The organism is Paraburkholderia polaris (genome assembly GCF_012927345.1).
GTDB classification, from domain to species: domain Bacteria; phylum Pseudomonadota; class Gammaproteobacteria; order Burkholderiales; family Burkholderiaceae; genus Paraburkholderia; species Paraburkholderia polaris.
The window spans coordinates 1-1,379 of the sequence record NZ_JABBGJ010000137.1; the positions used below are offsets into that span (position 1 = coordinate 1).

The 1,379-nt window shown below is 52.4% G+C and carries 2 tRNA genes and 2 rRNA genes; all 4 read right to left on the reverse strand.

Annotation, left to right across the window (positions count from 1 at the left end):
* Positions 1-470: ribosomal RNA gene (locus tag HHL24_RS43295) — 23S ribosomal RNA — on the reverse strand; the annotation flags it as partial.
* Positions 471-796: 326 nt separating this feature from the next.
* A tRNA-Ala gene (locus tag HHL24_RS43300) sits at positions 797-872 on the reverse strand.
* A 75-nt stretch (positions 873-947) separates the two neighbouring features.
* Positions 948-1,024, reverse strand: a tRNA-Ile gene (locus tag HHL24_RS43305).
* A gap of 66 nt (positions 1,025-1,090) precedes the next feature.
* Positions 1,091-1,379, reverse strand: a 16S ribosomal RNA gene (locus HHL24_RS43310); the annotation flags it as partial.

The following is a 1,379-nucleotide window of genomic DNA, read 5'->3' on the forward strand; positions in this document are numbered from 1 at the left end:
TTCCCTCACGGTACTGGTTCACTATCGGTCGATCACGAGTATTTAGCCTTGGAGGATGGTCCCCCCATCTTCAGACAGGATTTCACGTGTCCCGCCCTACTTGTCGTACACCCAGTTCTTCCTCGCTGTTTTCGTCTACAGGGCTATCACCTGCTATGGCGGCACTTTCCAGAGCCTTCGACTAACAATGAAGATAAAGAGTACAGGCTGGTCCCATTTCGCTCGCCACTACTCTGGGAATCTCGGTTGATTTCTTTTCCTGCGGTTACTTAGATGTTTCAGTTCACCGCGTTCGCTTCTCGTGACCTATGTATTCAGTCACGGATACCTCAAAAGAGGTGGGTTTCCCCATTCGGACATCGACGGATCAAAGCTCGTTTGCCAGCTCCCCGTCGCTTTTCGCAGGCTACCGCGTCCTTCATCGCCTGTGATCGCCAAGGCATCCACCACATGCACTTGTTCGCTTGACCCTATAACGGGTGTGTCTCGTGTCGCATCCACTGGGAATGCAACGCTCCTCACATCGCTACAGGTTGAGTATTCGTGTTGCGCCGTATTCCAAGGCAATCTTTCGATTACCTTTTCATACATTGATACAATCACAACCCTGATTCACCTACTCACACACCCATCTCTAAGTATGCTTTCGTGAATCTCTTTACTACTTCTTCCTGATTGTTAAAGAACGACAGCCGATATCGCAGTTGCTATAACCGCGTATCACTCTGACTGGCTCAATCGCCAATGCAAAACACTCTGCATCTACTACCCTTGCAGAACGCTGCGCATTGAAGATTGGTGGAGGATGACGGGATCGAACCGACGACCCCCTGCTTGCAAAGCAGGTGCTCTCCCAGCTGAGCTAATCCCCCAGTCACACACAGATATTGCTATCCGTATTGATGCCCCAGGGGTTTCAGTCATTAGCGCAGCCACCGCAGAAACAGTGGTGGGTCTGGATGGATTCGAACCATCGACCCCCGCCTTATCAAGACGGTGCTCTAACCAACTGAGCTACAGACCCCTGAGTCTGTCTAGTTTCACAGCCGATAAGCGTGAGCGCTCAACGCATTGACACGTTTAGCTCGAGAAAGGAGGTGATCCAGCCGCACCTTCCGATACGGCTACCTTGTTACGACTTCACCCCAGTCATGAATCCTACCGTGGTGACCGTCCTCCTTGCGGTTAGACTAGCCACTTCTGGTAAAACCCACTCCCATGGTGTGACGGGCGGTGTGTACAAGACCCGGGAACGTATTCACCGCGGCATGCTGATCCGCGATTACTAGCGATTCCAGCTTCACGCACTCGAGTTGCAGAGTGCGATCCGGACTACGATCGGTTTTCTGGGATTGGCTCCCCCTCGCGGGTTGGCGACC